General features: G+C 72.3%; 16 protein-coding genes and 1 pseudogene. 7 read left to right on the plus strand and 10 right to left on the minus strand.

Features of this window, described 5'->3' with window-relative positions; translation table 11 throughout:
- Positions 1-137 precede the first annotated feature (137 nt).
- Both SM793_RS07655 and SM793_RS07660 read left to right on the plus strand, forming a co-directional pair.
- Positions 138-1,094, plus strand: a complete 957-nt coding sequence (locus tag SM793_RS07655; protein WP_320437279.1) for a helix-turn-helix transcriptional regulator — start codon at positions 138-140, stop codon at positions 1,092-1,094.
- A 49-nt stretch (positions 1,095-1,143) separates the two neighbouring features.
- A complete protein-coding gene (locus tag SM793_RS07660) occupies positions 1,144-1,881 on the plus strand; it encodes a hypothetical protein (RefSeq protein ID WP_320437280.1) in 738 nt (245 codons plus the stop codon).
- A gap of 103 nt (positions 1,882-1,984) precedes the next feature.
- Here the strand turns inward: SM793_RS07660 and SM793_RS07665 are convergent, their stop codons facing one another.
- Positions 1,985-2,365 carry a hypothetical protein gene (locus tag SM793_RS07665; RefSeq protein WP_320437281.1) on the minus strand — a complete coding sequence of 127 codons (381 nt, stop codon included), beginning with the start codon at positions 2,363-2,365 and terminating at the stop codon, positions 1,985-1,987.
- Between the two features lie 573 nt (positions 2,366-2,938).
- On the opposite strand from SM793_RS07665, the gene SM793_RS07670 reads away from it, so the two are divergent.
- The gene (locus SM793_RS07670) at positions 2,939-5,569 is read left to right on the plus strand and encodes a ricin-type beta-trefoil lectin domain protein (protein WP_320437282.1); all 2,631 of its coding nucleotides are present in this window, start codon (positions 2,939-2,941) and stop codon (positions 5,567-5,569) included.
- Positions 5,570-5,734: 165 nt separating this feature from the next.
- The gene (locus tag SM793_RS07675) at positions 5,735-6,406 is read left to right on the plus strand and encodes a hypothetical protein (protein ID WP_320437283.1); all 672 of its coding nucleotides are present in this window, start codon (positions 5,735-5,737) and stop codon (positions 6,404-6,406) included.
- Between the two features lie 9 nt (positions 6,407-6,415).
- On the opposite strand, the gene SM793_RS07680 is transcribed toward SM793_RS07675, so the two are convergent.
- Both SM793_RS07680 and SM793_RS07685 read right to left on the minus strand, forming a co-directional pair.
- The gene (locus SM793_RS07680; protein WP_320437284.1) at positions 6,416-7,432 is read right to left on the minus strand and encodes a hypothetical protein; all 1,017 of its coding nucleotides are present in this window, start codon (positions 7,430-7,432) and stop codon (positions 6,416-6,418) included.
- An 82-nt stretch (positions 7,433-7,514) separates the two neighbouring features.
- Positions 7,515-8,723: an SLC13 family permease gene (locus tag SM793_RS07685; RefSeq protein ID WP_320437285.1), complete on the minus strand. Its 1,209-nt coding sequence runs from the start codon at positions 8,721-8,723 to the stop codon at positions 7,515-7,517.
- Between the two features lie 160 nt (positions 8,724-8,883).
- Between SM793_RS07685 and SM793_RS07690 the strand changes: the two genes are divergently transcribed.
- On the plus strand, positions 8,884-14,835 hold the full coding sequence (locus tag SM793_RS07690; protein WP_320437286.1) for a TIR domain-containing protein: 5,952 nt from the start codon (positions 8,884-8,886) through the stop codon (positions 14,833-14,835).
- A 174-nt stretch (positions 14,836-15,009) separates the two neighbouring features.
- Here the strand turns inward: SM793_RS07690 and SM793_RS07695 are convergent, their stop codons facing one another.
- Together SM793_RS07695 and tsaD are read right to left on the minus strand one after the other, a co-directional pair.
- A complete protein-coding gene (locus tag SM793_RS07695; protein WP_320437287.1) occupies positions 15,010-17,358 on the minus strand; it encodes a M9 family metallopeptidase in 2,349 nt (782 codons plus the stop codon).
- A gap of 179 nt (positions 17,359-17,537) precedes the next feature.
- A complete protein-coding gene (gene tsaD / locus SM793_RS07700; protein ID WP_320437288.1) occupies positions 17,538-18,644 on the minus strand; it encodes a tRNA (adenosine(37)-N6)-threonylcarbamoyltransferase complex transferase subunit TsaD in 1,107 nt (368 codons plus the stop codon).
- A 159-nt stretch (positions 18,645-18,803) separates the two neighbouring features.
- Between tsaD and SM793_RS07705 the strand changes: the two genes are divergently transcribed.
- A complete protein-coding gene (locus SM793_RS07705; RefSeq protein WP_043472659.1) occupies positions 18,804-19,406 on the plus strand; it encodes a superoxide dismutase in 603 nt (200 codons plus the stop codon).
- A 107-nt stretch (positions 19,407-19,513) separates the two neighbouring features.
- Here the strand turns inward: SM793_RS07705 and SM793_RS07710 are convergent, their stop codons facing one another.
- The 4 genes from SM793_RS07710 to SM793_RS07725 form a co-directional block, all read right to left on the minus strand.
- The gene (locus tag SM793_RS07710) at positions 19,514-19,783 is read right to left on the minus strand and encodes a putative quinol monooxygenase (protein WP_413815893.1); all 270 of its coding nucleotides are present in this window, start codon (positions 19,781-19,783) and stop codon (positions 19,514-19,516) included.
- Positions 19,784-19,844: 61 nt separating this feature from the next.
- A complete protein-coding gene (locus tag SM793_RS07715; RefSeq protein WP_320437290.1) occupies positions 19,845-20,318 on the minus strand; it encodes a hypothetical protein in 474 nt (157 codons plus the stop codon).
- Between the two features lie 150 nt (positions 20,319-20,468).
- Positions 20,469-21,710, minus strand: coding sequence for a helix-turn-helix domain-containing protein (locus tag SM793_RS07720; protein WP_320437291.1), 1,242 nt, complete (start codon positions 21,708-21,710; stop codon positions 20,469-20,471).
- Positions 21,707-21,994 (minus strand): putative quinol monooxygenase, encoded by a 288-nt coding sequence (locus SM793_RS07725; RefSeq protein ID WP_413815894.1) that lies wholly within the window; start codon positions 21,992-21,994, stop codon positions 21,707-21,709. The genes SM793_RS07720 and SM793_RS07725 overlap by 4 nt, the downstream gene beginning before the upstream one ends.
- Positions 21,995-22,220: 226 nt before the next feature.
- Between SM793_RS07725 and SM793_RS36355 the strand changes: the two are divergent.
- Positions 22,221-22,613, plus strand: a pseudogene (locus SM793_RS36355) (ATP-binding protein); the annotation flags it as partial.
- Positions 22,614-22,692: 79 nt separating this feature from the next.
- Here SM793_RS36355 and meaB read toward each other — a convergent pair.
- The gene (meaB, locus tag SM793_RS07730) at positions 22,693-23,691 is read right to left on the minus strand and encodes a methylmalonyl Co-A mutase-associated GTPase MeaB (protein ID WP_320437293.1); all 999 of its coding nucleotides are present in this window, start codon (positions 23,689-23,691) and stop codon (positions 22,693-22,695) included.

Below are 23,691 nucleotides of genomic sequence, written 5' to 3' on the forward strand. Positions count from 1 at the left end.
CGTCCCTCCACGGCTGGTCAGCCCGATGAGCCCGATCAGCCTGGATTGCGCCATCAGCCCCATCAGCCCCGACAGCCCGATCTGCCTGGTCCTGCCAGGACCAGGCAGCCCGGGCGCCGAACGGACAGAATGACCGCATGAGCGTGAACCGAACGAGCCGCCCCGACCCCACCTCCGGCACCGCCACCAGCGCGGCCACCAGCGCCGCCACCAGCGCCGCCGCCGGCACTCCGAGCGGCCTCGCCGAGTTCCTGCGCACCCGCCGCTCCCGGCTCCGGCCCGAGGACGTCGACCTCCCCGACTTCGGCGGCCGCCGCCGGGTGGCGGGCCTGCGCCGCGAGGAGCTCGCCCAACTCGCCGGTGTCAGCGTCGACTACTACACCCGGCTCGAACAGGGCCGGGTCGGCAACCCGTCCGACGCCGTGCTCGACGCCGTCGCCCGCGCGCTGCGCCTCGACCCCGAGGAGGCCGGCCACCTGCACCGCCTCGCCCGCACCCGCCCGACCAGGACCGGCGGCGCAGGTCGCGGCCCGGGCCGGGGCCCCGCCGCCCCGCAGAAGGTCAGGCCGTCGATGGTCCGGCTGCTCGACGCGATGCCCGACGTCCCGGCCGTGGTGATGGGCCGCCGGATGGACATCCTGGCCTGGAACAGCGCCGCCGTCGCCCTCCTCGGCGACTACGGGACGCTCGCCCCCGCCGAGCGGAACATCGCCCGGATCACCTTCCTCGACCCGGCCTCGCGCACCCTCTACGACGACTGGGTGGGCTGTGCCCGCGAGAACGTCGCCTTCCTCCATCTGGAGGCCGGCCGTCGCCCCGACGACCCCCGGCTCGCCGAACTGGTCGGCGAACTCTCGGTGCGCAGCCAGGAGTTCCGCCACTGGTGGGCCGAGCACCCGGTCCGCGACAAGACCTCCGGCCACAAGGTGTTCCACCACCCGCTGGTCGGCCGGATGGAACTGGTCTACGACACCCTCCGCTCCGCCGACGACCCCGACCAGGCCCTGGTCACCTACACCGCCGACCCCGGCAGCCCCTCCGAGGACGCCCTGCGGATGCTCATCTCCTGGGAGGCCGACCGCCGGTCGCGCTAGGTTCCTGTCCGGCGGATCCCGGTACCTGACGCCGCAGTACGCTGCGGTGGTGTTGCTTCCTACCGTCCCGCGCATCCGGCTGTCGTCCGCCGTTCAGCCCGCTATCGACACGCCGTTCGGCCCGGTGGCCTTCGCCACGACGATCGGGAACACCGGCCTTCCGCCGCTGCCCGACGAGCTGTTCCAACTGCCCGGTGACCGCACGCTCGCCCGCTGGGTGACTTCCGGGGCCCGCGTCGAGTTGCTGCTGACCCCGTACGATCCCGAACTCGACCCCGAGACCTGGGGACCGCTGACCAACTGCCGCGCGGCGGTGTGGCGGATCGACGCCATCGCGCCGCTCGGACGGGTGCGGTTCTCGGCGGGGCTGCCGGCGCGGCTTCCGGAGGGCGCCGACGGAGGGTACGACGGGGGTCAGGCACTGGCTGCGATCACGGTGGAGGACGAGAAGACCCGGCTCACCATTGGGGGCAACGACGAGGAGGCGATCTGCTGGTCCGCCAACGCGGGGGAGGTACCCCGGCGGTGGGCTGCGCTGATCGACGAGGTGCACGATCATTCGTTCAGCACCTGGGGTGTGGAGTACGGCCCCTACCACGGCATGTCCTGGACGCTGCCCCCGCTGCACGCCGGCGATCACTGCGAACTCCCCGTGGTGGCAGCCTGGGCCCCGGCCGCCGACGATAGCGAAAACACCTGGTATGCCGTCATGCCGTCGCCGACGGTATTGCTGCGCCAGGTCACTGCCGAACTGGCGAAGCGGACCGACGCTTCGGACGCGGGCTGATCAGGGTCCGAGCCGAAGGCGTATTGACGCGACGACGACGGTGCTGTGGAAGAACACGGAGGCGCGCTTGCCGTACCGGGTCGCGACGGCGTCCGGACCGAACCTAGCTGCCTGACCGCCCAGGCCGCTCCGCCGGCCGGTAGTCCGGCCCCGCGGCCTCGATGTACGTCAGCAGGGCCGACCCCGCGGACGTGACGTCCAGGTCGACGACGACCTCCTCGTCCTCCCAACGGCCGTGCTCCGAGATGACGAGGCCGATCAGGGCCACGTCGCCCGCCTTGCCCCGCAGCTCGTACTGCTCGATCGTTTCGCCGCGCAGCCCGTCGTCCGGGTCGTCGCGCTCCCAGGCGTCCACCGCGGCCTGCGCGACGGCCCTGGGCAGCCGCACCGTCACCTGGCCGACCTGGGCGTGGACGTGCTCCCCGATCGCGGCCAGCACCTTCGATTCTTCCCGGTACAGGGCGTACCGCTCCTCATCCACCATGAGGGCGAGGCTACTCGGACCGCCGGACCCGGCTCGACCGAATTCCACCGGCTGCCGCCGGGCCCACCACGCGCGGGACAACCGGGGCCGGCGGCCCGCCCGGGTCCACCCGTGCGGACCTGGTCCGGGGCTGGGAAGGAGCTGACCGGCGCCGCATCCTGGTCGCCCGGCTCGCCTGGTCCTCGACCTGCGCGGACCACTCCGTCCTCCCCTGTCGACCAGCTGCCGCCCAGGACCCCGGCCGCTCCCGTGACCTGCGCCGATGCACATTTCGGGGCACGTACGGCGATCGCGGAAACGGGATTGCCAGCCGCGATCGCCACACACTAACGTTCGATCGCGCACCGACTCCCGAAGCGCGAGCACGTCACCTGGCGCGTGATCGGAACGCGCATCACACCCGGACAAATCCCCTCGTTCACGTCGATCACGGCAGGCAGTCGGCGATCGGCCGCGGACCGAGGGGTCTCTGCTGCGAAGGCGAACTGACACCTCATGCGAGAAACCCGTTCATCCGCGCCGCCGCGCGGCCGGTCGGCGAGGCACTTGGCGCCGCTGCTCGCGATAGGCCTCGTGCTGGCAGCGCCCGGAGCCGCGTTCGCGGATCCGGGCGCGACCCCGACCGATGCCCCGACTGGAGCCCTGGTCGGAGCCCCGACCGGCGCTCCGACCGGCGCGCCGGCCAGTGCCCCGACGGCCCAGGAGGCCGCACCGGCGGCCGAGCAGGCCCCGGCTCCGGCTCCGGCCGCTGACGGCCCCGCACCGTCCACCCCCAGCAAGCTGTACGTCAAGCCGCAGCCCGTGGACCAGGGCGGCGACGGCTGCGGAGCCGGCGCGCCCGGGTGGATCGGCAGGACCGTTCCCCTGGGCGACGGCACGTCCGACGTCAGCCTGTTCGCCTGGAGCGGCACCGCGCAGCCCGGCGTCGGCACTGTCACCGTCGGCTTCCGGGTGTGGGATGCCACGGCAGGCGAGTCCGGTGACTCCGGTGGCGTCACGCGGACCAGCCAGAGCGTCGTCGGCACCGGAGGCTGGGGGCAGGCCACCGTCGGCCGCGCGCTCGCGGACGGTCACCAGTACGACTGGAACGCCTGGACCACCGGCGGCGGCGTGAACAGCCCCGTGACGGCGGACTGCGCCTTCAAGGTCGACCTCACCTCGCCCACGCCGGCGTCCATCGCGCCCTCCACGGCGTTCCCGCCGTCGGGCAGCGGGACCACGCCCACCGGCCGCGCCGGTGACCCGGGCATCACCGTCCGGGTCACCAGCAAGGACCCGGTTCCGGGAGGCTGCGTCGACGGCTGCCTCGCCAGTGGCGTCCGTGAGTTCCGGTACACCCTCGACGTCGGTTGGCCCGGCGTCACCGGTGTCGTCCCCGCCTCCTTCGCCGCGGACGGTACCGCGTACGCCGATGTCCCGATCAGCGTGGGGGCCGACGACTGGGGTTCGCGCCAGTTGAGCGTCAGTGCTGTCGACGGGGCCGGCAACGCCGATCCGCGGACCTCCGACTACCACTTCTATGCCCCGTGGAGGGACCGCCCGGACGTGGCCGGCGACGTCGATGTCGACGGTGTGCCCGACTTCGTGGCTCCGGCCGCCGACGGCTCGCTGGCGCTGTTCCGCGGCGGCAGCGGTGCCGCGTCGCAGCCGGAGACGGTGTCCCCGGCTGCGAGCAGCCCCCTGCACGACGACTGGAACAACTATCTGCTGGCCCACCGCGGGGCCGTCGTCGGACAAGGCGACTCGCTCTTCGCCTACCACAAGGAAACCAAGCAGCTCTTCGTCTACGCCAACGACGGGAACGCGACGCCGAACCCCGTGTTCGGGCGCTTCACCCGCTCCGTCAGCCCGCTGGGCGGGGTGAGCTTCTGCCGCAGCAATGGCATCGACGGCACCTGGAACCACATCACCCGGATGACCGCCGTACGGTGGGGTACCGGTGGGACCAGCCTGGTCACCGTTGAACAGGGTCACCTGCGGTACTACTACGGCACGCGCAGCGGCCAGAACAACTGCCTCAGTGCCGGTGTCGAGCTCGGCGCCCCGGGCGAGGACTGGAGCGGCGTCACCCTGATGTACCCGGGCGACGTCAACGGTGTGCCGACCCTGTGGGTGCGGGACACCGTGACCGGGGCCGTCACCGGCCTGCCGCTGCCGCTGGACGCCAAGGGCCAGGCGGTGAGCGGCTTCGCCCCGCTGCCACTGCCCGCCCACAAGCCCCTGCTGTCCGCGCTCCAGGGTGACGGCGGCGCGGGCCTGTGCGCCGACATCGACCACGGGTGGACGGGCAACGGCACCGCCGCCGTGCTGGGGACCTGTTCGGAGCAGGGCGCGGCCTCCAGCCAGGCGTTCACCTTCGGCACCGACGGTTCGGTGCACGTCCTCGGCAAGTGCCTGGACGTCACCGACGCCCTGACCGAGAGCGGTTCTCCCGTCAACCTGTGGGACTGCAACAACAGCCCGGCCCAGAAGTGGGTCGCCGGTCCTCACCTGGGCACGCTGGTGAACCCGAACTCGGGCAGGTGCCTCGACGCGCCCGGCACCGCCGGGCCGGGCGCCCACCTGGTGATCGCGGACTGCCACGACGGGGCGAGCGACCGGTGGACGGTGCCCGCCACCCGCGCCGTGCTGCCGCTCGGGCTCGCCGCCGGTGTCGCCCCCCTCGTCGACTCGCCCGGTGACTTCGACGCGGCCGGCCACGCCGACCTCGTGGTCGGCTTCGCCGACGGCCGCAAGGTGCGCTACCCGGGCATCGCCCCGGAGGGGGACCTGCCGCGCTTCGGTGAGCCGCGTCCGCTTTCGGCCCAGCCCGCCGGTTACAACATCGGCTCCATCCACAGCCAGGGCCGCTGCCTCGACAACTACGGCGCGTCGAACAACAGCGCGCTGCGGTTGTACGACTGCTGGAACGGCGCGAGCCAGGACTTCTGGTTCGCCTCGGACGGCACGCTGCGCACCGGCGGCCGCTGCGTCGGTGTCGAGGACAACCGGACCGACTGGGGCGCTCCGGTGGTGATGACGGACTGCCAGGCCGCCGGCGGACAGATCTGGACGTACCGCGAGGACGGCTCGATCTACAACCCCGCCTCCGACTCCTGCCTGGAGCTGCCGGGCTGGAACGACGCCAACGGGACGGCGCTGGGCATCTGGCAGTGCTACGGCAACGCCAACCAGCGGTGGACGCTGTCCCCCAGCACCGCCTGACCGTACAGCCCATACACCCCCCGGGCCCGCGACGCACTCCGCGTCGCGGGCCCGGGGTCGTTCGCGCGCCGCTCGCGCTCCCGCCCGCCGGGACCGGTCTGTCCGCCGTATGGCCGTCAACTCACCCCCGGGCCTAGCATGTTGGCGGGGAGCACAGGGGGAGCGATGAACGAACTCTTCACGACGCTCGACCGGGCCGCCGGGCGCACTGCCGCCGGGCCGGGGCTGGACGGCCTGGTGGGCGGGCTGCTGGCGCAGGTGGCGGACGGCAGTCGGGTGCTGCGGGCCGTGGACCATCCGCTGGGGTTCTACTGTCTGCCGGTGCTGCGCGAGGGCGCGCTCGGGGTGTGCGTGCACGTGTTCGACCCGGTCAGGGCCGCCGGGCGGCGCGAGATCCACTGCCACAGCTGGGAGCTGAAGAGCAGCGTGCTGTACGGGCGGGTCGGCAATCTGCGGGTCGGCGTGCACGACGAGGCCGCGCGGCCGAGCCACCGGGCCTTCGAGGTGTACAGCGACGCGGCCGCCGGGGTGGACGAGGTCCGGCCCACGGCGCGGCTGGTCCGCTGGGAGCCGTTGGGCGAGGAGGTCAGCGGGCGGGGCGGGACGTACACCCTGGCGGCGGGGGAGTTCCACGTCACGGCGCTGCCGGACGACGAGCCCGCCGCCACCGTGGTGCTGGGCCGCACCGTGCCGGGGCCGGTGGACGTGGTGCTGGGGCCGGTGGACGGGGGCGCCCGGCGGGTGGTGCGGCGGTTGTGCGACGCGGACCGGACGGCCCGGATCGCCGGGGAGGTCGCCAGGAGGATCGGTGGACGGTGCGTCGGTGGACCCAGGTGACGGGCCGGCTCAGGCGAGACGGCGCAGGTCCCGGTACTTCGACTCCAGGAACCTGGAGAAGTCGTCGACATGGTCCTGATAGTCCCGCCGCCACTTGTCGATGTCGGCCTGGGTCACCGGTTCCCCGAGCAGTCCGGCCAGATGAGTGGCCAGGAAGTCGTCGTTCTGCTCGGGAGTGAAGCTCACCTTGCTGTTCGAGATGCCGAACCTGCGCGTCAGGTCGAGGCGGAGCGTTTTGTAGTGGAACGAGTTCGCCGGGAACCGCATGGATTCGGGCATCTCTTTGGCCTGGGACTGCGCACCGTGGTACCAGGAGATGTAGACGGATTCGTCGAACATCTCGTAGCGGTAGACCGCGGTGTCCTCGATGTAGAGAAGATCGACCTGGCAGAAGCGGCGGTAGTCGAACAGCGAGACCACGCTGATGATGAGCTCGTAGCGGAGTTCGGCTTCCAGCTGTTGGGGCTCCTTGCCCGCGAACCGTTCCCAGTAGACCCGGTCGGCGGCGCGTCGTCCGATGGCCCTCGCGTCGCCCGGGCTGAGCATGGCGACCTTCACTTGTTGCGGATAGTGGTTCGAGGCCCGGAGTCGAGCAGCCACGTAGCGGGCGCTCGGGCCGCGGAATGCGTAGAACCCGGTTTCTTCGAGGCTGCGGATCATGTCGATGTTGAACCGCTCTCCGTACTGGCCGTCCTTGGGATCCAGTGGAGGGTAGAGCGCGTTGGGGAGATACTCGCTGTTGCCCTGTGCGACGGTCGCCGTCAGTTCTTGCGAGTAGTGGGTGAAGCTGGCCGCGAGCGACTGCTGCAGGCCCTTTTCCTGGAGACGTGAGCTCAGGACCGAGAAGATCACCGCGAAGATGACACTCGCGACCAGGCTGAGTCCGAGATTTGCAAGGATCTGACGTGCGGTCAGACTGTGATCCAGATTGACGAACACGATGCCGACGATCAGGGTGACCAGGCACGCCACCGTGAACGCGTAGTCGACCAAGGTGTTCGAGGTGCCCCTCGGGTTCGTGGCCATGCGCTCCCCGCCTCTCGTGAATCCCGTACCTGTCAGCAGAATGATTGACTGAACGTCAGGTCTTACCAGATTCCTTGGCCGGTCACGTACCGCCGGTCAGCGCGAGCGCCGCCGTCGCCAGTGCGACGCCGCCGACCGCCAGCACCGCGCTCGCCCCGGCCACCCCCCGCAGCGGCACCCGCAGGCCGGCCGACCGGCAGCGCTCGTACCAGAGCAGGGTGGCCAGCGAGGCCCAGGGCGCCACCAGCGGGCCGACGTTGGTGCCGATCAGCAGTGCCAGCAGCTGGGTGTGGTTGCCCGCCGGCACGGCGGCCTCCCCGGCCAGGTAGACCGGGAGGTTGTTCAGCAGGTTGGACAGGCCCGCGCCGACCGCCGAGGCCCGGAACAGGCCGAGGGTGCCGCCGTCGGTGCCGATCGCGTCGGCGAGCAGCCGGTGCAGCCCGTGCGCGTCCACGGTCTGCACCACCAGGAACATGCCGGGCACCATCACCAGCAGCCGCCACGGTATCAACGAGGCCCGCAGCGCGTCCGGCCGGCGCAGCGCGAAGGCCGCCACCACCACGGCCGCCGCCGCGCCCGAGGCCACCCACAGCGGGACGACCGCCGCCAGGCTGGCCACCAGGAAGCCGGCGCAGGCCAGCGCGCAGATCCGGAACAGCACCCGGTCGCCGGGCCGGTGGGCGGCCGGCGGTCGGTAGCCGTCCGCGCCGCGCCGTCCGCGCCGCCAGTAGAAGGCCCACAGGCAGGCCATGGTGGCCAGCAGCGCGGCCAGTTGCGGCGCCCACATGGCGCGGGCCAGGCCGGCGGGGGAGAGCGCGACCCGGTCGGCGGCCAGCAGGTTGGTGAGGTTGGAGACCGGCAGCAGCAGGCTCGCCGTGTTGGCCAGCCAGACCGTGGTCATCGCCAGGGGCAGCGGGGCGATGCCGACCCGGCCGGCGAGGGCCAGCATGACGGGGGTCAGCAGCACGGCGGTGGTGTCGAGGTTGAGCACCGTGGTGGTCAGCGCGGCGAAGCCGACGCAGAGCAGGAACAGCGCGGGGTAGCTGCCCCGCCCGGCCCGCGCGACCCAGGTCGCGACCACGTCGAACACCTCGGCCGCGCTGGTCAGTTCGGCGAGCACGATCACCGAGCCGAGGAAGGCCAGCAGCGGCGCGATCCGCTGGACGGCCGACCCGGCGGCGTCCGTCGGGAGGAGCCCGGTGGCGAGGAAGAGCAGGCCGCAGGCGAGCAGTCCCGCCGCCAGCAGGTCCAGGGGATGAAGCCGTTTGACGGCGGGCCGGTACGCGAACACGGACGCCAGGGTCGCACACGAGGCGTTCCAAATCGAGGCCGCCGTGCGAACATCAGGCCACCGCTCGACCGGGTGTTCGTGCGGCGCGCCGGAAAAACCACCCGGATCCATTGCGGTGAAACGGGGTTGAGCCACTCCTGATCGGTCATAAGCTCCTTCCATGGGGGCTCTTGACGCGATCCCGGGTGGCCCCGGGCCGATCGACTTCTTCATCAGCTACTCCCCGGCCGACGAGCGCTGGGCGGCCTGGATCGCCTGGACCTTGGAGGAGGCGGGCTACCGCGCCTTCCTCCAGGCCTGGGACTTCGTGCCCGGGACCAACTTCGTCGACTTCATGGACCGGGGTGTCACCGAGTCCGCCGCCGTGATCGCCCTGCTCTCGCGCAACTACGAGCGCTCCCGCTACGGCCGGATGGAGTGGCAGGCCGCGCTGCGCGCCGACCCGGACGAGCCGGAACGGCGGCTGGTCACGGTCCGGATCGAGGACATCCCGGTGGACGGCCTGCTCGCCACCCTCACCTACATCGACCTGGTCGGCGTCACCGAGCCCGACCGCGCCCGCGGGCTGCTGCTCACCCGGGTCGCCCAGGCGATGGAGGGCCGGGCCCGCCCCGAGCTGTCCCCCGGCTACCCGGGCAACGGGAACGGGACCGAAAACGGGAACGGGACCGGGATCGGGATCGGGATCGGGGCCGTGACAGGCACCGGCACCGGCCAGGACCTCGTCCCCGCCCCCCGCCCGGGCGGCGACACCGGCCGGGCGGGCCGCCGCCGCCCCTCCGCCCGGCCCGAGTACCCGCAGGCCGCCGGCCGCGCCGCCGGACGCGAGGCGGTCTCCGTCCTCCACCTGGCCGGCCCCGCCTTCGGCCGGGGCGCCGACCCGGTGGACCTCCAGTCGGCGCTCTGGGGCGATCTCGTCGAACTCGCCGACGCCGGCGCCCCCGCGCCCGAACTCGTCGTCGTCACCGGCGACCTCACCGCCACCGGCAGCCCCCGCGAGTGCGAGCAGGCGCTGACCTTCCTCACCGGGATCCGGTCCCTGCTCGGGCTCGAACCGCACCGGGTGGCCGTACTCCCCGGCGGCCAGGACGTCAGCCAGGCCGCCTCCCGCGCCTACTTCGCCACCTGCGAGGCCGACGAACTGCGGCCCGCCGCGCCGTACTGGCCCAAGTGGCGGCACTACTCCCGGCTGTTCCAGGAGTTCTACCAGGGCCTGGACGTGGTCTTCGACAGCGCCCAGCCGTGGACGCTCTTCCCGGTGCCCGAGCTCGGCACCGTCGTCGCCGGGCTCAACTCCTCGATGGCCTGGACCCACCGGCCCGAGGACCGCTACGGCTGGCTCGGGCCCGAGCAGGCGGCCTGGTTCGCCCAGGCGCTGCGCCCGTACGAGAACGACGGGTGGCTGCGGATCGGCGCGGTCCGGCACCCGGTCACCACCGGTGGCACGGGGCCCGGCCCCGCCGAAGGCGTCGGACCGCTGCGCGACGCCGACCGCTTCACCCGGCTCACCGCCCCCCGCCTCCACCTGCTGCTGCACGGACCAGCCACCGACGCCGACGGCCCCGGCCCCGCCGCGCGCCCGCTCCCCCGGCACCCGCTCCCCCCGCACCTGCTCCCCACCACGGCAGGCGAGCTGCCCGTGCTCGGCGCCACCGCCCCCGGCGCCCACCAGCTGCTCCGGCTCACCCGCGACGGCCTCACCCGCTGGCCCGCCTCCGCACCCGCCAACGCCGCCAACCCCATCGGCCCCAGCACCCCCGAACGCCTCACCGTCGCCTGGCGCCGGGCCGAGCGCGCCTTCCCGGCCCCCGCACCGACCCCCCGCTCCGGTCCCCCGCAGCTGGAGGAGTCCCGCGCACCCGCCGACACCGACCACGAGACCCGCGCCCTCGCCTCCCCCCAGGAGGCCCTGCTCGCCCGGGTCGCCGAGGTCTGCCGCACCCGCCACCCCGGTGCCCAGATCCGCCCGGTGGCCGGCACCACGACCCAGCTCTTCGTCACCTGGGCCGAATCCGGCCTGGTCCGCCAGCAGCGGGTGGCCGCCTGCGTCGGCACCCCCACCGAGCGGGAGGTCGAGCAGTTCGTCGACGCCGTGCACGCCGACGGCGCCGGTCTCGACGCGGAACTCGTCCACGACGGCCCGCCGCCCTCCCGCGAACTGCGCGACCGGGCCCGCCGCCGCGGCGTGCGGCTGCGCAGCTTCCTGGAGTTCCAGGGCCTGCTCGACCTGCGCGGCTACGTCGGCGCCCAGACCGAACGGCTCTCCACCGACAGCCAGTACCACCCCGACCTCTACCTCCCGCAGCGCTACCGCGACGCCGAACGCCCCGACGCCGACGAACGCGACGGCCTGGTCGACGAACTGCTCCGGCTGCTGGACTCCGACCACGGCCGCTTCGTCCTGCTGCTCGGCGACTTCGGCCGCGGCAAGACCTTCGCCCTGCGCGAGCTGGCCCGCCGACTGCCCGCCGAACTCCCCCACCTGGCACCCCTGTTCATCGAACTCAGCGCACTCGACAAGGCGCACTCCCTGGACGGCCTGGTCGCCGCCCACCTCACCGAGCACGGCATCGACACCCTCGACCTGCGGGCCTTCCGCTACATGCTCCGGCAGGGGCGGGTGGTGCTGCTGTTCGACGGCTTCGACGAACTGGTCAACCGGGTCAGCTACGAACGCGCCGCCGACCACCTCCAGGTGCTGCTCGACGCGGCCGTGGACAACGCCAAGATCGTCGTCACCAGCCGCACCCAGCACTTCAGCTCCCACGAGCAGGTGCTCACCGCCCTCGGCGAGCGGGTCGGCCTCCTCCCGCAGCGCCGACTGATCGCCGTCCAGGACTTCACCCCGCACCAGATCCGCGGCTACCTCGGCAACCGCTACGGCGACGAGGAGGCCGCCGCCCGCCGGATGCGGCTGCTGGAGGCCGTCCCCGACCTGCTCGCGCTGTGCCGCAACCCCCGGCTGCTGAGCTTCGTCGCCGACCTCGACCACGACCGGCTGCGCGCCGTCGCCGGCGCCGGGCGGGCGCTCAGCGCCGCGGGCCTGTACGAGGAGGTGTTCACCTCCTGGCTGCGGTTCGAGGAGCGGCGCGGCCACGGCGGCCCCGGCGCCGCGCCCGGACTCCGGCTCGACCAGCTCTGGCAGGCCGTCACCCTGCTCGCCCTGCGGCTGTGGGAGAGCGGGCGCAGCTCCATCCCGCTGGACGAGATCGTCGACATCGCCGGCGTCCTCAACGGCCTCGCCGACAACCGGATGCCCACCCCGCAGGTCGCCCACGCCGTCGGCTCCGGCAGCCTGCTGGTCCGCTCCGAGGAGGGCATGTTCCAGTTCATCCACGGCTCGGTGGGGGAGTGGCTGGTCGCCCGCGCCGCCGCCGAGGCGCTGGCCCGCGAGGACACCAGCCTGCTCGCCCGCGGCCCGCTCAGCCGGCTCGCCGTCGAGTTCCTCTGCGACCTGGCCGACCACCAGGCCTGCCAGCGCTGGGCCCGCTCCGTCCTGGACGCCCCCGAGAGCAGCACCGAGGCGGCCAGGCTCAACGCCGTCAAGGTGCTCGACCGGCTGCGCGTCCCCGCCCACACCGACCTGCGCGGCGCCACGCTGGCCGGCGAGGACCTGTCGCACCGCGACCTGTCCGGCGTCGACCTGTTCGGCGCGGACCTGCGCGGCGCCCGGCTGCTCGGCGCCAACCTCTCCGGCGCGGACCTGCGCGGCGCCCGGCTGGCCGGCGCCCGCCTCGACTCCGCCGACCTCACCGGCGCGGACCTGCGCTTCGCCGACCTGCGCGGCGCCCGGCTGGTCCGCACCGACCTGCGCGGCGCCCGGCTGCGCGGCAGCCACTGGCAGCGGGCCGCGCTGATCTCCGCCGTCACCGACGAGGAGGTGCTCGCGGCCCCCGAGCTGCGCGCCGCCGCGATCGCCCCCGGGCTCCCGGTCGAGGCCGGATTCAGCCCCTCCGAGGTCGGCGTCCCCTACGGCTTCGACGTGCGCTCCACCCGGCTGCCCGAGCCGGTCGCCTTCAGCCGGGACGGCCATCTGCTCGCCGTCGGCTCCGAGGACGGCAGCGTGCTGATCTGCGACGCCGTCACCGGCATCGCCCTGCGCACCCTCAAGGACCACATCGGGCGGGTCTACTCGGTCAAGTTCGCCGGCGACGTGCTCGCCACCGGCAGCGCCGACGGCACCGTCCGGCTCTGGGACCCGGTCTCCGGCGAGTGCCGCCACCGCCTCGACGTGCACCCCGGCGGCGTCTGGCCGCTCTCGCTCGCCCCGGACGGACGGCTGGCCGCCACCGGCGACCTGAACGGCGTGGTCACCCTCTGGGACACCGCCACCGGCGAGCCCCGGCACCTCCTGCCCGGCCACGCCGCGCCCGTCTACACGGCCGTGTTCAGCCCCGACGGCGCCCTGCTGGTGACCGGCGACCAGCGCGGCGGCGGCCGGCTGTGGTCCACCGCGAACGGCCGCCGGCTCGCCGAACTCCCCGGCCACCGCGGCACCCTGTACCGCTCCGCGTTCAGCCCGGACGGCACCCTGCTGGCCACCGCCGACGGCGGTCCCGACGACGGCACCGGCGGCACCGTCCGGATCTGGGAGGTCGCCTCCCGCCGGCTGCGTCACAGCATGCCCGGCCACGCCGGGCGGATCTACACCCTCGCCTTCCACCCCGACGGCGACCTGCTCGCCAGCGGCGACACCGAGGGGCGGATCCGGCTCTGGAACCCGCTCGACGGCACCTCCGCGGGCCGCCCGGAGGACTCCACCGGCAAGATCTACCAGGTCACCTTCGACGAGGCCGGCACCCGGTTCGCGGCCAGCGACAGCGACGGCGGCGTCCGGGTCTGGCGGGTCGGCCCCGCCGACGGCACCGGGGGAGCCCGGGAGGTGACACCGCTGCGCCGGCAGCCGCCCGAGCACCGGGGCTCGGTCTGGGCCTGCCGGTTCCGGCCCGGCTCCGGCCGGGGCGGCGCGGAGAGCGACCCGCTGCTGGTCACCGGCGCCAACGACGGCCGGGTCCGGCTCTGGGACCCGTCCTCGGGCCGCAGCCGCCAACTGCTGCGCGGCCACGGCCGGCGGATCGGCTCGCTCACCTTCAGCGGTGACGGCACCCTGCTGGCGGCCGGCGGCAACGACGGCCGGGTCCGGCTCTGGGAACCCTCCACCGGCCGCCGGCTGCGCGAGCTCTCGGGCCGCAGCAGCCGGCTGGTCTCGGCCGTGTTCAGCCCGGAGGAGGCGGTGCTGGCCACCGCCACCAACGACGGCGACCTGTGCCTGTGGAACGCCCGCACCGGCGAGTACCTGCGCGAGATGGACGTCGAGACCGAGCACGTCTGGGCGGAGGCGTTCAGCGCCGACGGCGTCCTGGTGGCCACCGCCAACGACGACGACACCGTCCGGCTCTGGTACCGGCGCACCGGCGCCCACCTCACCACGCTCCGCGAGCACCGGGGGCGGGTCCGCTCGATCGCGTTCAGTCCGGACGGGCGGCAGCTGCTGACCGGCTGCGACGACAGCCGGGTGCGGATCTCCGACGTCGACGCGGGGCGGGTGGTGGCCGAACTCGACGGCCACACCGATCGGGTGTACGCCGTCTCGCCGGCCGCCGACAGCACCTGGCTGGCCAGCGCCTCGTGGGACGGCACCGCGGTGATCTGGGTGGACCGGGCCGTCCGGCACCGGCTGACCGGCCACGTCGGCCGGCTGTGGACCGCCGCCGCCCACCCGCACCGCCCGCTGCTCGCCACCGCCGGGGACGACCGGGTGGTCCGGCTCTGGGACCCGCTCGCCGGCACCGAGGTGGCGGGGCTGCGCGGCCACACCGGCCGGATCCTGGCCGTCACCTTCAGTCCGGACGGCTCCCTGCTGGCCAGTGGCGGCGAGGACGGCACGATCCGGCTCTGGCGGGTCCCCGAGGAGGGCCGCCCCGCGGCGCTCGCGACCCTGCTCGGCACCCCCGACGGCTGGGCCGCCCTGCTGCCCTCCGGCGCCTACAAGTGCGAGGGCGACGTCGCCGGCGAGTTCTGGCACGCCGTCGGCATGTGCCGCTTCGAACCGGGCGAGCTCGACTCCCACCTCCCCGGCGTCCACCGCCTCCCCCCGGAGGCCCTGCTCTGAGCTCCTCCGGCTCCTCCGTCCGTGCCGGGCGGGCCGTGCGGCACGCCGCCGGGAATGTGGGGCTGGGGCACGGCGACGGGAATGTGGCCCCGGGGCACGGCGAAGGCCCCGCCGGTGGTACCGGCGGGGCCCTTGCGTGGTGCTCAGGGGTTCACCCTGGTGGTGCGGATTCTGCTACTGGTACTGCACGGAGAGGGTGGTGCCCGCGAAGTCCTGCTGCGCGGCGAGGCTGAAGTAGACCCAGCCGGCCGGGGGGTTGGTGATGGTCAGCGTCTCGCCGTTGCCGGCGTTGGTGGACTTGGCCAGGAAGCTGCTGGTGGTGGCCCAGCTGGAGCCGCCGTAGTACAGGTCGGCGTTGCCGGTGCCGCCGCTGCTGGTGAGGGTCAGCGTCTTGACGCCGGCCGGCAGGTTGAGGAAGTGGTAGCTGTAGTTGCCGGTGGCGGCGGCCAGGTTGTCACGACGGCAGTTGTTGTCGAACTGACGGGTGTCCGGGATGGTGCAGAGCGCGGTGGTCGGGGCGACCGGGCCGGTCGGGGCCTCCGGCAGCGGACCGCAGTCGTTGCTGGCGCAGGCGCCGAGCCAGGTGCTGAAGTCGGCGTCGTAGCGGGTGCCGATGGTGGTCTTCAGGATGGTGCGGGCGCCGTTCCAGTCACCCGTGCGGTACTTGGCGAGCACGGCGTCCATGTCGGAGCGGTGCTGCTGCAGCATGTAGCGGGTGGCCAGCCAGCCCCAGCGGTAGACCCGGTTGGAGTTGGCGTCGGCGTCGGCGGTCTGGTCGTAGACGGTGTCGAAGAGCTCGCTGAGCTTGTAGGTCTTCTTGCCGGCCTCGGCGATCGCGTCGGCGTTGCGCATGTTGCGGTAGCCGAAGGAGATGTTCTCGGCGATGCCCTCGACCCACCAGATGGTCGGGGTCACGATGCCGGCCTCGAAGTCGCCGGCCATGTTGTAGCGGCCGTCGAGGTAGTGGGTGTACTCGTGGTTCAGGTTCCAGATCGAGAAGTCCGGACGCAGCCAGGAGGCCTCGTGGGCGATGAAGCGGGCCTGGTTGCCGGCCTTGGACGGGTCGCCCTCCTCGTACATGCCGCCGTTGTCGACGGCGATGTCGTAGAAGGCCCAGGCGTACAGCGAGTACTGGTCGTAGTCGTCGAAGGCGACGACCTCGAGGTTGGTGTTCACGTCGCCGGGGACGGAGCCCTTGTCACCGATGATCTTGTGGAAGTAGGCATCCTGGTTGATCAGGCTGGTGCAAGTGGCGTCGAGCTGGCCCGGGGACATGTCCTGGGCCTTGATCTTCAGGCCGTCGTTGCAGACCTTCTGGATCGGCAGGATGATCGGCATCAGGCGGGTGTTCAGGTCGCAGATGCCGAAGTCCGCGCAGTGGCCCTTGTCGAACTCACGCGTGGCCCAGCCCAGGTTCATGGTGATCGGGGCGGTCGGGCCGACGTTCGGGTAGCGGTTGATCAGGTCCTTCATGATCGGCCGCAGCTGGGGCTTCAGCTCCGGGACCTGCAGCGCGTAGCCGAGGTAGCGGCCGATGTTGCTGACGATGTCGAAGCGGTTCAGCAGGGAGTCGTTGCGGGTGATGAAGCCGGACCAGGAGTTGAGGATGCTGGGGTCGGCCTTGAGGGCGGCCTTCCAGCCCTTGCTGTCGTCCTTGGCCGCGAAGCCGTCCTTGAGGACCCAGTCGAACTCGGCGACGGTGGCCGTCATCCGCTCGGGCCAGGTGCCGGTGTAGTTGTTGAGCAGCCACTTGAAGAAGCCGGCGTAGCGGCCGAGGGTGTCGGTCTGGCCGATCACCTTGACGACCTCGACGAGGAGGTCGCCGTTGGCGGCGGTGGCGTCCTTGCTGTGGTTGTTGGCGAAGAACGCGTCCAGCCCGGCGCGGGTGGCGGCGGCCAGCGTCGGGCCGTAGCTGCCGATGGCGTTCGGGTTGGTCTCGTGCAGGTAGTAGCCCGCCCGCAGGAAGAGCACCAACTGGCCGACGGCGGTGCTGTTGTCGCCCGGGTAGGCCGGGGCGGCGTCGCGCAGCGCGTTGGCGACGGTCACCATGTTGGCCTCGCGGAAGGCGGAGCCCGAGGTGGCGACGTTGATGTTGAACAGCGGCCAGGTGCAGTCGACCCGCGGCAGGGCCTTGAGCTGCTGGACCAGGGAGCTGCCCGAGGCGTTGAGCACCCCGGACAGGTCGGGACACGGGTCGCCCGCGGCGGCGGCCGAGAACTGCTTCGCGGCCTTGACCGGAGCGGTGACCGGAGCGGCCGGCGGGGCGTGCTCGGTGCTGCTGTCCTGCGCGGAGATCTTGTAGGCGCTGGTGCTCTTGGCATCGGGCGACTTCGGGACCGGGATCGACCGCGGCGTGGCGGCCGTGGCGCTGGTACCGGCCGCGGCGCTGGCACCGGCCGGGGCGGAGGCGCCGGTCGTGGCGGCCTGGGCCTGGGGGGCGAACAGTCCGAGGGCGATGAAGAAGGCCGCGCCGAGCGCAGGGAGCTTGCGCGCGTTGGCCGTGTTTATCCGGGAGGGACGCATCTGTGGGGGCCTCCGGGGCCGTTCGGGGCCGCGGTTTGGGGGACGCGGCCACTCGATGTGTGACATGTAAAATGGCACACACTGCCAGCCGCCGGGAAGGCCCGGGGGTCGAATAATCGTTCGCCGCAACCGAAACGTTGTCAGGCGGCTCCCAGGTGAGGCATTTGTCCTGGTAGAGCTCAGGCGGCCGGTGTGGCGGAGCGTGCGGCGGTGGCCCGTGGGGTGAGGGCCGCCGCCTCCAGCGGGGCCGAGGGGTCGACCGACAGGTCCGCCGGGGCCGGTTCGGCACCGGCCCGGACCAGCAGGTCGCCGACGGCCGCAACCATCGCCCCGTTGTCGGTGCACAGCCGCAGCGGCGGCACCCGCAGGGTGATCCCGGCCGAGGCGCAGCGCCGCTCGGCCAGTTCCCGCACCCGCGAGTTGGCGGCCACCCCGCCGACCACCACCAGCGTGCCGATCCCGTGGTCCAGGCAGGCCCCGACGGCCTTGCGGGTCAGCACGTCGGCGATCGCCTCCTGGAGCGCGGCGGCCGCGTCCGGGACGTTCGGCTCGGTGCCGGCCGCCCGTTGGGTCTCCACCCAGCGGGCGGCGGCGGTCTTCAGGCCGGAGAAGGAGAAGGCGTAGGGCGGGTCGTTCGGTCCGCTCAGCGGGCGCGGGAGGCGCACCGCGCGCCGGTCGCCGTCCCGGGCGGCCCGGTCGATCGCCGGTCCGCCCGGGTAGGGCAGGCCCAGGATCCGGGCGACCTTGTCGAAGCACTCGCCGGCCGCGTCGTCCAGGGTGTCCCCGAGGTGGACGACCGGATCGCGCGCCAGGTCGCGCACCAGCAGCAGTGAGGTGTGCCCGCCGGAGACGATGAGCACGACGCACGGGTCCGGGAGCGGCCCGCCGTCGAGCGTCGCGGCGGCCACGTGCCCGGCGAGGTGGTGCACCCCGTACAGCGGGACGCCGAGCGAGAAGGCGTAGGCCTTGGCGGCCGAAACCCCGATCCGCAGCGCCCCGGCCAGGCCCGGACCGGTCGTCACCGCCACCGCGCCGACGTCGGCCAGGGTGAGCCCGGCCCGCCGCAGGGCCTCGTCGACCACCGGCGCCATCGCGTGCAGGTGCGCGCGGGCGGCGATCTCGGGGACCACGCCGCCGTAGCGGGCGTGCTCGTCCATCGAGGACGCCACCGCCTGGCCGAGCAGTACGCCGTCGCGCACCAGCCCCGCGCCGGTCTCGTCGCAGGACGACTCGATGCCCAGCACCACCGGCGATCCGGCCACAGTGTCCACCCTTATTGCTTGCATCTCTTACTTGCAACTATTGTGCAACAAGGAAGCAGGGTGAGGATCTCCGGGGTGGGAGGAATATGCAGGAGCTGCTGCTTAGTTTCTGCAATCGATACGCAATAGTGTTGACCCGGCACGATCGTCACCGTTGAACTCGCTGAAAGGGCCCGTCTCCTGATGAGCACCTACTCGCTTCCCGACCTGCCGTACGACTACTCCGCGCTGGAGCGCGCGATGTCCGCGGAGATCCTGGAGCTGCACCACTCCAAGCACCACGCCGCGTACGTCAAGGGCGCCAACGACACCCTGGAGCAGCTCGCCGAGGCGCGCGACAAGGAGCAGTTCGGCGGCCTGGTCGGCCTGCAGAAGACCTTCGCCTTCCACCTGTCCGGCCACGTGCTGCACTCGCTGTTCTGGCAGAACCTCTCCCCGGAGGGCGGCGACCGCCCCGAGGGCGAGCTGGCCGACGCCATCACCGAGCACTTCGGCAGCTTCGACGCCTTCAAGAAGCAGCTGAGCACCGCCACCACCGGCGTGCAGGGCTCGGGCTGGGGCATCCTCTCCTGGGAGCCGCTGGCCGGCCGCCTGATCGTCGAGCAGGTCTACGACCACCACGGCAACGTCGGCCAGGGCACCACCCCGCTGCTGGCCTTCGACGCCTGGGAGCACGCCTACTACCTGCAGTACCGCAACGTCCGCCCCGACTACGTCACCCGCCTGTGGGACGTCGTCAACTGGCAGGACGTGTCGGCCCGCTTCACGGCCGCGAAGAGCGCCTGACCCCTCCTCTTCTGGGGTGAGCCGCCCGAGAACACCTGACCCGGGGCAGGGCAGGTAACGAAGAGCCCCCGGACGGTGCGAACCGTCCGGGGGCCCTGTCGTTCAGGTCAGGCAGACCTTTTGCCGTCGATCTCGTCCAGGAACGTGACCTCGAACGATTCGAGGTACTGGCCGCGCTCGGCCAGGAACCGGCGGACATGAGGCTGCCGCTCGTGCTCCTCGAACGCCTCGCGGTCCGCGTACAGCTCGTAGAAGACCCGGACGCGCGGCTCGTCCGGCACGGCGTGATTGACGTAGACGAGAGTGCCGGGCTCCTGGGCGCGGATCCCTTCGAGTGCTTCCCGCGCCAGCTCGTCGAAGGCGTGAGCGGCTGTCACATCACGGGCGGTGAACCGTACAACGAGGCCGAATCCCATGTTTCTCCCCTTCCTTCATCGGTCAGCGCCGGGCCCCGGCCGGCCACAGCACCTCGACGGGAACGCCCAGCCGCCGCGCGTGGGCGACGACGTCCGCCGTCCCGCCGAGACCCCGGGCGGGCAGGCCGTCCCAGACGGCGACCAGCCGGTCGACCTGCCCGACGAGCAGCTCGCTCCCGGCCATGTGCGCGGCCTCGTCGGACTCCACCCGACCGGTGTGGTGCTGCTCGGAGGCGTCCCGGAGGAGACGGTCGTAGACCGGATGGTGCCACTGCGGCAGGCCGTCGCGGTACCGCTGGGCGGGGACGACCACTTCGAGCCGGGCACCCCGGTCGAGCGCGAGTTCGGCGATCCACGCGTCCGGCCCGTCCGCGATGCAGGACACGACGGTGAGTTCGGACGTGTCTTCGCCCGCCAGCGAGTCGGCCAGCAACTGCCGGACCTTCCGCCCCAGTTCGGCATCCAACCCGCGGTGCCCCGTGATCCCGATCCGCATTGTCTTCTCCTGGGGGTGTGTGCCGTGCAGCCGCTTGTCGAAGTAACGGATCGCCTTGGACAGCAGCGATGTGCTGAACGATCTCCGCAGCGCATGGCCTTTTTGGATGGACCGACAGTGGGAGCGTCCCCGCTCCCACTGCTCAGGTCGTTACTCTGTCGCGTTGGCGCGTTTGGCGAGCTTCACCAGCTCCGGCGGTGCGCTCCGGCCCGCCAGCAGGATGAGCTCGCGGATGGCCGACCGGGCCGCCAGGTGGCTCCGGAGGCTCTCCGGTGCCAACTCCTCGGCCCGGAGAAGGCAGTCGACGGCCTCCCCGAGGTGCCGCCGCTGCGCGTGGGCCCTTCCGAGGTCGACCAGCAGTCGCGACCTCCGCTCGGGTGAGAGTCGACTTGCATCGATCCGTTGCCCCAGGTCCAGCGCCTCGCCCGCATCGCCGAGGTCGATCGCCGTTGATACCGCCTGGATCTCGACGTTCGTCGGTCCGAACTCCAAGTTGAAGTCATTGCGATCCTCACCGAGCAGTGCTGCGACCTCTCGCGCGTCGGTGAGTTCCTTCCGGGCCTGGTCGCGTTGGCCGGCGCGGGCGGCGGCCAACGCGAGGACCAAGTGGAGCGAGCCGAGCACGGAGAGGGCTTCCGGCGAAGGTGGTCCGGCTGCCGAGATGTAGTCCCGAAGGGTTGTTACGCCTTTTCCGGCCGCGTGTTCCGCCTGGTCCAACCGCCGGAGCCGGACGAAGGCGTGGGCCAAGCGGTAGATGCCTGCGAAGACTTGGAGAGGCTCGCCGGACTCCTCGGCGGCCCGGATCGCCCGATCGGCGGCCACCCAGGCTGCGTCAGCCTCGTCCTGGCGGACGAATGCCGCCGCGACCGCCTGATACGCCTGGCTGAGAAGGAGTTGAAGTTCCGGCCTTTGCTCAGGAGAAGCGGTCCGCGTGGCGGCTTCGAGTCGGGGCAGGGTGTCGGCGACAGCTGTGCTGAGCTCCGCGAATCGAGCGTTGTGCGTCAGATGCCAGAGCTGCGCCACAGCGGTGGCCAGCTCGGCCGCGTCGGGCGCAGTTGCGGCGGGATTCTCGTCGAGCACGGCACCGAGCGCGGGATGCCCCGAGAGTGCGAGCCGGACCAGGTCGAGGTCGTTGACCTGATCCGAAGTCGCCGACTCGGATCGGGCGGGCGACGGGGCATCCGGCCTCAGCGTCTGGACGGAGACGCCGAGGCCATCAGCGAGCAACTGGAGGACATCGAGACGTACGACCGGTTGGATACCGCGCTCGACCTGCGAGACCCAGCTGGCGGTCCGGTTGACGGCGCTGGCGAGCTGATCCTGTCGCATGCCACGGCTTTTGCGGAGCTGGGCCACCCGAGCGCCGAACGCTCGCTGCTCCTCGGGACTCACCGGCCGCCCTCGCGGGCGGCCGACCCCTTGCCGTCGATCTCGTCCAGGAACGTGACCTCGAACGATTCGAGGTACTGGCCGCGCTCAGTGAGGAACCGGCGGACGTGAGGCTGCCGTTCGTGCTCCTCGAACGCCTCGCGGTCCGCGTACAGCTCGTAGAAGACGCGGACATGCGGCTCGTCCGGTACGGCGTGATTGACGTAGACGAGAGTTCCGGGCTCCTTGGCGCGGATTCCTTCGAGTGCTTCCCGTGCCAGTTCGTCGAAAGCGTGAGCGGCTGTCACATCACGGGCGACGAAGCGTACAACGAGGCCGAATCCCATGCTTCTCCCCTTCCAGGATCGGTCGAGTCTCGCACAACTCGGTGAAGAACTGTGAGTCGCAGTAATTCTTGACTCACAGTTTTTCTGTGACTACCTTCAGTGTTGTCATCGTGGCCGATGGTCACGATCGCCTCTCTGGCGCTGCCATGTGCCAGCAACGCTGTCCATCTGTGGTCGTGGAGGATCGATGGGGTGGAATGTGACCGTCAGCCCGCTCAGCAGTGCCCGGTTCCCGGTTCCGCTGGAATGGGGGGAGCCGCCGGCACCGGAGGCGGTGCCGGCGGCGCGGTGGCTGGTGGCGGCGATCGTGCGGGAGTGGGGTGTGCCGCTCGCGGACGATGTGTTCAAGGACCTGGAGCTGTGTGCCAGCGAGGTGATCGCCAACGCGTTGCTGCACACCGGGGACCGCTGCGCCGTGACGGTGTTGCGGCGGCCGGGGCGGCTGCGGGTCGAGGTGACCGACCGGTGCCCCGCGCTCCCGCGGCGGGAGCGCGGGGCCGAAGCGACCGGTGGGCGTGGGCTGTTGCTCGTGGAGGCACTGGCAGTTGCGTGGGGCTGGTACCCGAACGGGGACGGCAAGGTGGTCTGGTTCGAGGTCCCCGAGCAGCACGAAGCGCCGTGCCCCACGCATGGGTGGGGCACGGCGCTCGATCTCGCGCTCAGGTCGCCGGTGGCAGGCCGAACGCGTCCAGGATGCGGTCCGCCGCGAGCGTCGCAGTCATCGTGCCCTCGCGCACCCGGCGTTCCAGCTCGGGGGCCAGGCGGCCCACCTCGGGGTGGGAGTGGAGGCGGGTGAGGAGCTGGTCGTGCACCATCGCCCAGGTCCACTCGACCTGCTGGTCGCGGCGCTTGGCGGCCAGGGCGCCGGTCGCGTCCAGGACCTTGCGGTGCTGCTGGAGCCGCTCCCAGACGACGTCCAGGCCGCCCCCGTCGCGGCCCGAGCAGGTCAGCACGGGTGGCGTCCACGGGGCGTCCGGGGCCTGCAACAGGCGCAGGGCGCCGGCGAGTTCGCGGGCGGCGGCCTTGGCGTCGAGTTCGTGCGGGCCGTCGGCCTTGTTGACCGCGATGACGTCGGCGAGTTCCAGCACGCCCTTCTTGATGCCCTGCAGCTGATCGCCGGTGCGGGCCAGCGACAGCAGCAGGAAGGAGTCGACCATGCCGGCCACGGTGGTCTCCGACTGGCCGACGCCGACCGTCTCGATCAGCACCACGTCATAGCCGGCGGCCTCCATCACCAGCATCGACTCCCGGGTGGCCTTGGCCACCCCGCCGAGCGTGCCGGAGGTCGGCGACGGCCGGACGAAGGCATGAGGGTCCACCGCCAGACGCTCCATCCGGGTCTTGTCGCCCAGGATCGAGCCGCCGGTCCGGCTGGACGTCGGGTCGACGGCCAGCACCGCGACCTTGTGCCCCTGCCCGGTGAGCATGGTGCCGAAGGCGTCGATGAAGGTCGACTTGCCGACCCCGGGCACCCCCGTGATGCCCACCCGCACGGCCCCGCCCGCGTGCGGCAGCAGCCTGGTCAGCAGCTGCTGCGCCAGCGCGCGATGGTCGGGCCGGGTGGACTCGACGAGGGTGATGGCCCGCGCGATGTACGCGCGCGAGCCCTCCCGCACACCCGTCTCGTAGCTGTCGAGGTCGATCGTCCGGGGCGGCAT

This window comes from Kitasatospora purpeofusca, from assembly GCF_034043715.1.
Lineage (GTDB): Bacteria > Actinomycetota > Actinomycetes > Streptomycetales > Streptomycetaceae > Kitasatospora > Kitasatospora purpeofusca_A.